This window comes from Jeotgalibaca sp. MA1X17-3, from assembly GCF_021513155.1.
Lineage (GTDB): Bacteria > Bacillota > Bacilli > Lactobacillales > Aerococcaceae > Jeotgalibaca.
The window spans coordinates 125,478-132,500 of sequence record NZ_CP090983.1 but is presented as its reverse complement, the minus strand read 5'-3'; the positions used below and the strand labels follow the sequence as shown (position 1 = coordinate 132,500).

At 41.1% G+C, this 7,023-nt stretch carries 6 protein-coding genes, 1 tRNA gene and 2 rRNA genes (1 of these 9 cut by a window edge); 6 read left to right on the top strand and 3 right to left on the bottom strand.

Annotated elements, in window-relative coordinates; translation table 11 throughout:
* The 6 genes from LZ578_RS00620 to LZ578_RS12365 all read left to right on the top strand — a co-directional run.
* Positions 1-1,488, top strand: a 23S ribosomal RNA gene (locus tag LZ578_RS00620) (it extends 1,429 nt beyond the left edge of the window).
* Positions 1,489-1,586: 98 nt separating this feature from the next.
* A 5S ribosomal RNA gene (gene rrf / locus LZ578_RS00615) occupies positions 1,587-1,702 on the top strand.
* Positions 1,703-1,846: 144 nt separating this feature from the next.
* Positions 1,847-2,134, top strand: a complete 288-nt coding sequence (locus LZ578_RS00610) for a GNAT family N-acetyltransferase (protein ID WP_235145482.1) — start codon at positions 1,847-1,849, stop codon at positions 2,132-2,134.
* Between the two features lie 124 nt (positions 2,135-2,258).
* Positions 2,259-2,331, top strand: a tRNA-Thr gene (locus LZ578_RS00605).
* Positions 2,332-2,530: 199 nt separating this feature from the next.
* Positions 2,531-3,061 (top strand): hypothetical protein, encoded by a 531-nt coding sequence (locus tag LZ578_RS12370; protein ID WP_255763896.1) that lies wholly within the window; start codon positions 2,531-2,533, stop codon positions 3,059-3,061.
* Entirely contained in the window at positions 2,974-3,651 is a 678-nt protein-coding gene (locus LZ578_RS12365) for a hypothetical protein (protein ID WP_255763895.1), read from the top strand. The genes LZ578_RS12370 and LZ578_RS12365 overlap by 88 nt, the downstream gene beginning before the upstream one ends.
* Positions 3,652-3,803: 152 nt before the next feature.
* Here LZ578_RS12365 and LZ578_RS00595 read toward each other — a convergent pair whose 3' ends face one another.
* The 3 genes from LZ578_RS00595 to LZ578_RS00585 all read right to left on the bottom strand — a co-directional run bounded on the left by LZ578_RS00595 (position 3,804) and on the right by LZ578_RS00585 (position 7,019).
* Positions 3,804-5,057, bottom strand: coding sequence for an ISL3 family transposase (locus tag LZ578_RS00595; RefSeq protein WP_255763964.1), 1,254 nt, complete (start codon positions 5,055-5,057; stop codon positions 3,804-3,806).
* 388 nt (positions 5,058-5,445) lie between these two features.
* On the bottom strand, positions 5,446-6,369 hold the full coding sequence (locus LZ578_RS00590) for a dihydroorotate dehydrogenase (protein WP_235145480.1): 924 nt from the start codon (positions 6,367-6,369) through the stop codon (positions 5,446-5,448).
* Positions 6,366-7,019 carry a dihydroorotate dehydrogenase electron transfer subunit gene (locus LZ578_RS00585; RefSeq protein ID WP_235145479.1) on the bottom strand — a complete coding sequence of 218 codons (654 nt, stop codon included), beginning with the start codon at positions 7,017-7,019 and terminating at the stop codon, positions 6,366-6,368. Before LZ578_RS00585 ends, LZ578_RS00590 begins: the two co-directional genes overlap by 4 nt.
* Positions 7,020-7,023: the final 4 nt, after the last annotated feature.

Below are 7,023 nucleotides of genomic sequence, written 5' to 3'. Positions count from 1 at the left end.
ATTCCTGTACCAGTTGATTTTGTTTGAACAATGGAGGGACGCAGGAGGCAACGGAATGCGCGCTGATGGATATGCGCGCCCAAGCAACAAGTCTGGGGAGGAGTCAAATGCTTCTACCCGCGAAGGATGAGTTGTGATGGGGAGGGAAATGAAGTACCGAAGTTCCCGCAGTCACACTGCCAAGAAAAGCTTCTCGTTAGAAATCAACTGCCCGTACCGCAAACCGACACAGGTAGTCGAGGAGAGAATCCTAAGGTGAGCGAGCGAACTCTCGTTAAGGAACTCGGCAAAATGACCCCGTAACTTCGGGAGAAGGGGTGCTGACCGAAAGGTCAGCCGCAGTGAATAGGCCCAAGCGACTGTTTATCAAAAACACAGGTCTCTGCAAAATCGAAAGATGACGTATAGGGGCTGACGCCTGCCCGGTGCTGGAAGGTTAAGAGGAGAGGTTAGCTTTCGAGCGAAGCTTCGAATTGAAGCCCCAGTAAACGGCGGCCGTAACTATAACGGTCCTAAGGTAGCGAAATTCCTTGTCGGGTAAGTTCCGACCCGCACGAAAGGCGTAACGATTTGGGCACTGTCTCAACGAGAGACTCGGTGAAATTATAGTACCAGTGAAGATGCTGGTTACCCGCGACAGGACGGAAAGACCCCATGGAGCTTTACTGCAGTTTGATATTGCGTGTTTGTGCCGTATGTACAGGATAGGTAGGAGCCAATGAAGCCGGGACGCTAGTCTCGGTCGAGGCGACGGTGGGATACTACCCTTGCGGCAGGAACACTCTAACCCGCGGCCCTTATCGGGCCGGGAGACAGTGTCAGACGGGCAGTTTGACTGGGGCGGTCGCCTCCTAAAGTGTAACGGAGGCGCCCAAAGGTTCCCTCAGAATGGTTGGAAATCATTCGTAGAGTGCAAAGGCAGAAGGGAGCTTGACTGCGAGACAGACAAGTCGAGCAGGGACGAAAGTCGGGCTTAGTGATCCGGTGGTTCCGTATGGAAGGGCCATCGCTCAACGGATAAAAGCTACCCTGGGGATAACAGGCTTATCTCCCCCAAGAGTTCACATCGACGGGGAGGTTTGGCACCTCGATGTCGGCTCATCGCATCCTGGGGCTGTAGTCGGTCCCAAGGGTTGGGCTGTTCGCCCATTAAAGCGGTACGCGAGCTGGGTTCAGAACGTCGTGAGACAGTTCGGTCCCTATCCGTCGCGGGCGTTGGAAATTTGAGAGGAGCTGTCCTTAGTACGAGAGGACCGGGATGGACACACCGCTGGTGTACCAGTTGTTCCGCCAGGAGCATCGCTGGGTAGCTATGTGTGGACGGGATAAACGCTGAAAGCATCTAAGCGTGAAGCCCCCCTCAAGATGAGATTTCCCATCACTTAAAGTGAGTAAGACCCCTGAGAGACGATCAGGTGGATAGGCGGGAAGTGGAAGTGCAGCGATGCATGGAGCGGACCCGTACTAATCGGTCGAGGACTTAACCAAAAACAGGCAGCGACGTAATGCGGTGCCTGGTCAACCTTTCTTTTCCTGTTGTGTATTCAGTTTTGAGGGAACAATGTTTCCTGATGACCATAAAAATGTGCGGTGGCGATGGCTGGAAGGCCACACCTGTTCCCATCTCGAACACAGAAGTTAAGCTTCCAAGCGCCGATTGTAGTGAAGGGTTTCCCTTTGTGAGAGTAGGACGCTGCCGCGCAAATAATAAAAAGTTCTTTCCTTTAATTAGGGAAGAACTTTTTTTGTGTTCTATTTGTTAGATATAGGTAAACTATTTTTCTGTTTTTTTAAGATGCTACATGATACACTGATTATAATAAAAAGAAGGAAGGTAGTGTAAAAAATGGCTGATGAATTTGTAAAACATGGTAATGGATATCAGAAACTAGATGAGAATGGAAATATGGTTGCAGAAATTACGTACGCTCCCTATGGAGAAGATAAAGTAATTGCCAATCATACGTATGTAGATCCTTCATTGCGGGGTGGAGGAGTTGCTGAAAAAATGCTAGATCATCTTGTATATGAGATGAAGAGTGAAGGTAAAAAAATTATTCCACAATGTTCTTATGTGGTAGCCATGTTTGAAGGTAAACCTGAAAAATACGGAGATATTGCAGCAGAAAAATAAATAATGAGTAGTAGAATAGGAGTCAGGATTTTTTTGATTCCTATTTAATTTTTTTTACTTTCTATGCTTTACAATACTTTTAATGTATTGTATAATTCTTCACAGATATAAATCTATGCATAGAGCCAGCTTAGCTCAGTTGGTAGAGCATCGCACTCGTAACGCGGAGGTCACAGGTTCGATCCCTGCAGCTGGCATCATAAAAAGTATTTTCTTCTAATTGTAGAAGGAAATACTTTTTTGTTATTAATAAGAAGTTTTTACAAAGGATGTACTAATCTCATTCATGCATATGTTTTCGTTATCCCTTTCATATTCGTTATAATGAAGTAACAACTTAATAATTTATGATAATGTACATCATTCAATATTTATTACAGAGTAAAGGAGATTATTATGAATTCAAATTATAATCAGTTATTTAAGCCACTTCATTTTCCAAATGGAGGCACGATTGAAAATCGGATTGTCATGGCTCCCATGACAACTAATTCTTCATTTGAAAACGGAATGGTAACCACAGATGAACTAAATTACTATGCAAGACGAGCAAAAGGATTGGGAGCTGTTATTACCGCTTGTGCGCAAGTAATGGAAGATGGCAGATTCCCAGGATCTTTTAGTGCAGCATCAGATAGTCGAATTGAAAGTTTGTCAAAGGTTGCTCAGGTCATTCAAAAGCAAGGATCAAAAGCAATTCTGCAAATTTTTCATGTTGGTAGAATGGGAACGCGTCGAACTTTGAAAGCAGAACAACCTGTAGCGCCAAGTGAAATTCCAGCTATGAGAGTTGGTGCAGAAGTACCACGTGAACTAACCAGAGAAGAAGTAACTGAAAATTGGTTGATGCATTTGGAGAAGCTACCAGAAGAGCGATTCAAGCAGGATTTGATGGTGTCGAATTACATGGGGCAAATACTTACTTAATCCAACAATTTTTTTCGCCACATTCGAATCGTAGAATAGATGAGTGGGGCGGTACCATTGAGAAAAGAATGCAGTTTCCACTTGCAGTAGTAGATGCAGCAAAAGAAGCTGTTGAAAAATATGCAGATCAGCCATTCATATTAGGCTACCGTATTTCACCAGAAGAAATAGAAGAGCCGGGTATTAGCTTGGAAGATACTTTGCAATTGTTGTCTCATCTGAAAGAAAAAGGACTAGACTATATTCATATTTCTTTAGGAGATTACAAACAGACCTCTATCCGAAATGAAGCAGAGAAGACTCCTGTTTTAAAAACAATTGTGGAAACAATCGGCGAGAATATCCCTATTATTGGAGTAGGAAACATAAGTACTCCAGAAGATGCTGTTAAACTAAAAAATATGAATATTCCGATCGTAGCGATTGGAAGGCAGTTGATTGTAGAGCCAGACTGGGCATCAAAAGTACAAAATGGTGAAGAAGAAGAAATTAGATTCACAATTAAAAAAGCGGATCGAAATGATTTACAAATTCCAGATGAAATGTGGGAAAATCTTCAAAAGAGAGCTGGATGGATCCCATTTGAGTAAAAAATATAATTGTACTTCGTTAAATGGTTTTGGTGATCCGAAAATCGTATGAAGAATGGCTCTTCGTCAAATCGTGTTGGTAACTACAAATCCGATGAAGAATGAGAGTCACATAATGAATGCTTTCCAACGAACCGTTGGAGAGCATTTTTTTATTTTTGAACGGTATTACAGGAAATTAAAATTCTAGTTTTGAACTTAGAAAAACTGCGAAATCCAAAGGCTATTCGTTTGATCACTTTAATTTTATTATTGATTCCTTCAATCGGTCCATTTGTGTAAGGATGTAAGAACGTATTTTCTACGTATGATTGATACTTTTTAAGAGTTCGCAGACTTGTTTTCATGTAGGAAGAAAGCCCCACTGGGGCTTCTTTTAAGATCTCTTGGAAAAGAACGAAATCTTTTTGATCAAAGGCAAATAAAAGATCTTGATAGAACTGATACGTCGTTTTGTATTCGTCTCCCAAATTTAAAAGGTAATCCATGACCCCTGTCTGACTTTTCATTCCTTTAAACAATCGGTGATACGAATAGTGAACGGAATTCAAATCGGATTCTCTCTTTAATCCAAGTTTCCAGTACCGCTTGAGTTTGCGATATTTTTTTAAGTCTTCTGGATTTGAAGTCCGATACTGGTTCATACAGGTCACTCTCGTTTGATTCAAAGAACGACTAATAAGTTGGACCAAATGAAACGAATCAATAATAATTTTAGCCCGTGGAAATAATTCGTGAATGAGTGTTAAGTAAGGAGTATTCATATCAATGACAATCGTTTCTACTTTGGAGCGCGTTTCTGTTGAGTAGCGACCAAAGTGGCTTCGAAGGGTTGGTAACCTTCGGTCTGATAAAACATCAATAACCTGGTGGGTCACAGAATCGATATAGATAAAGCTCATCTGATTTCCGACAGAATGAAACTCATCAAAGGATAAATGTTTAGGGAGAGAGTGTGTACGTAATTGAAAGGAAGAAGCCATGATTTGAATGACTCGTGAAGTTGTCGTTGGGCTAACGTGGTGACGCCTCGCTAAGTCTTTCTCTGAAATTTTATCTTTCGATTCAATCGCGATGGATTGTTTAACCGTATTGGAAATGAAGCAATGCCGGTCTACCTCGCTTGTTTCTGCACAGAAAGTAGAGACACATTTTTTACAATAAAAGCGTTGTTTTTTTAGCAGTAAGTATGTTGGGTAATGGCTGGTGCTATTCAACGTTAACCGACTCGTCTTAAAGCCATATTTAATAATAGATGTTCCTTCTTTTCCCATCCCACAGTTGACACACCGGAGAGGTGTGTAGGAAAGGATGCCATAAAAAACCTTCGAGAGAATCCCTTTGATTTTCGTCTCTTTACAAAAGGATTGTAAGAACGTAATGTTTTTATCTTTCAAATCTAGCATGGTTCGAATATAATGAGAATGGGACATGTGAAAACCTCCTTTAGAATGTTGTGTCGTAACTTTATTCTATCGGATTTTTTCACATGTTTCTATTTTTTGAATAAAAATAGGCATTGGTGATTGTAAGCCACCAACACCAAATATTATAGAGCCTGAAGAATGAGAGTCATAACATGAGTGCTTTCCAACAATCTGTTGGAAAGTATTTTTTTGTTTTCAGGCTGTACTCTAAGAAATTAAAAACTTGTTATGAACCTAGAAAAATTAGAACAACCAAAAGTAATTTATAGGTTACTTTCATTTTATTATTTCTTTAAATACTCTGTAGCACGAATAGAATATATTTTTATTTTTTGTATAAAAATAGGTATTGTTCATTATAAAATCATTAAGCAAATCGTTCTGCTCTAACATCATTAATTAAGCTTTGAATCGACTCAATTCCAAGCTCATCGAGTCTTTTCTCTAAACCATTAATAATTTTCGGACAAATATAAGGATCCGTAAAGTTGGCGGTCCCGACTGCAACGGCAGTAGCTCCTGCCATAATCATTTCTAAGGCATCATCAACAGAAGAAACGCCTCCTATACCGATAATAGGAATATCAACAGCACGTGAAACTTGGTATACCATTCTCAAAGCAATCGGTTTAATACCGGGGCCCGAAAGACCACCGGTAATATTTCCAAGAACCGGCTTTCTTGTCTTCACGTCAATGGACATACCAGTAAATGTATTAATCATGGAGATGGCATCAGCACCAGCAGCCTCAACTGCCTTTGCGATCGCTACAATATCCGTAACATTGGGACTTAGCTTCACATAAATTGGTAAATTAGTGACTGCTTTACAAATCCGTGTTAAATGCGCTGCAACATCGGGGTCTGTTCCAAATGCTACACCGCCTTCTTTAACATTTGGACATGAAATATTTAATTCGATAGCCTTCACATTGGGTGCATCAGCGATTCTCTGGCAGACAGCGACGTATTCTTCCTCTGTTGAACCAGCAACATTGGCAATGATAGGTACATCGAATTGAGCAAGGAAGGGATATTTTTCGGATAAGATGACGTCTAGACCTGGATTTTTCAACCCAATAGCATTCAACATACCATTGGGTGTTTCAGCTACACGTGGTAAGGCATTACCGATACGTTCATTAAGAGTCGCACTTTTAGCCATGATGGCACCTAGTTTAGAAAAATCATAAAACTGAGCATACTCTTCTCCAAAGCCAAAGCAACCAGATGCGGGCATGATGGGGTTTCTTAATTCTATTCCAGGTAAATTAACCTTTAAGCGATTCATAGCGTAACCTCTTCTCTTTGAAATACGGGTCCATCGATACAAATACGTTTGTCTTTTCTTTTTGTCTCACAGCCGTAACAGGCTCCTACACCGCAGGCCATTCGTTCCTCTAATGATAAATAGACATGGTCTAGTTTAGGAAAGGATAATTGAACTAGACGCAATAATGGTGTCGGTCCACAGGCAAAGACAGCATCAGGATTAACTGATGGAAGTCCGACACCAACGTGACCTTTTAGACCTAACGAACCATCATCTGTACAGAGGATGACGGTTCCTAGAGCTGTGAACTCATCATAATAGTAACAATCATCTTTGTCAGCAAAACCTAAAATAAAGGTAGTTTTTACACCTTTACTTAGCAACTCTTTTCCTAATTCATATAAAGGAGCTACACCAATACCACCGCCGATAACAGCAACTTCAGCATTACTTTCTAAAAAATCAGTAGGGAAGCCATTGCCTAAAGGTCCGAGAGCATCAACAAGATCCCCTGGTTGATAGCTAGCCATCTCTTCAGTACCTTTGCCGACGATGCGATAGAGAAGAGTGCAACTGTCGTTATTGATGGAAGCAATAGAGATCGGTCGTCTTAAGACCATACTAGAATTTTTCATACGTAGATGTAAAAACTGTCCACTTTTCTTCATTGTT

Excerpts from the sequence above, each read along its gene's own strand:
- LZ578_RS00610 (WP_235145482.1), top strand. The coding sequence starts at position 1,847 with ATGGCTGATGAATTTGTAAAACATGGTAATGGATATCAGAAACTAGAT.
- LZ578_RS12370 (WP_255763896.1), top strand. The coding sequence starts at position 2,531 with ATGAATTCAAATTATAATCAGTTATTTAAGCCACTTCATTTTCCAAAT.
- LZ578_RS00585 (WP_235145479.1), bottom strand. The coding sequence starts at position 7,019 with ATGAAGAAAAGTGGACAGTTTTTACATCTACGTATGAAAAATTCTAGT.
- LZ578_RS00590 (WP_235145480.1), bottom strand. The coding sequence starts at position 6,369 with ATGAATCGCTTAAAGGTTAATTTACCTGGAATAGAATTAAGAAACCCC.
- LZ578_RS00595 (WP_255763964.1), bottom strand. The coding sequence starts at position 5,057 with ATGCTAGATTTGAAAGATAAAAACATTACGTTCTTACAATCCTTTTGT.